At 74.0% G+C, this 504-nt stretch carries 2 protein-coding genes; both read left to right on the plus strand.

The features are described 5' to 3' along the window. The coding region (locus tag FB586_RS19655) for a WYL domain-containing protein (RefSeq protein WP_168800640.1) at nucleotides 1-262 on the plus strand (262 nt) is incomplete at its 5' end. 24 nt (nucleotides 263-286) lie between these two features. Then, nucleotides 287-504, plus strand: a 218-nt coding sequence (locus tag FB586_RS19070; protein ID WP_222928407.1) for a hypothetical protein, incomplete at its 3' end; no start/stop codon positions are given.

The following is a 504-nucleotide window of genomic DNA, read 5'->3' on the forward strand; positions in this document are numbered from 1 at the left end:
CGACCGCGCCGAGGCGTCGCGACCCTCGGCGGCGGAGGCCACGAACCCGTCCGCGGCGCTGGCGGCGCTGCGCGAGGCCATCGAGTCCGGCACCACCGTCGTCATCGGCTACGTCGACAACCACGGCGCCACCGGCGAGCGCGTGGTCGACCCGCGACGCCTCGACGGCGGCCGGCTGTCGGCCTTCGACCACCGCTCCGACGACGTGCGCGAGTTCGCCGTCCACCGCATCACCGGCGTACGACGGGCCGAGCTGCTGTAAGGGGCACGTCCGTAGAATGCTCGGATGGACTTCATCCGGTACGCCGAGCGCTCCGCGGCGCTCGTCAACGCCGAGCTCCCCGACGTGGCGGCGCTCCGCGAGCACCTCGCAGACCGCTCGTGGCTGCACCGATCGATCGCCGAGGACGACCTGGCGGCGCTGCGGGCGTTCCGCGGCGAGCTGCGCCCGGTGTTCGAGGCGTCCGACGCCGACGACGTCCCGCAGGTGGTGAGCGCGCTCAA

The organism is Cellulomonas telluris, from assembly GCF_004886325.1.
Taxonomy (GTDB): Bacteria; Actinomycetota; Actinomycetes; order Actinomycetales; family Cellulomonadaceae; genus Cellulomonas; species Cellulomonas telluris.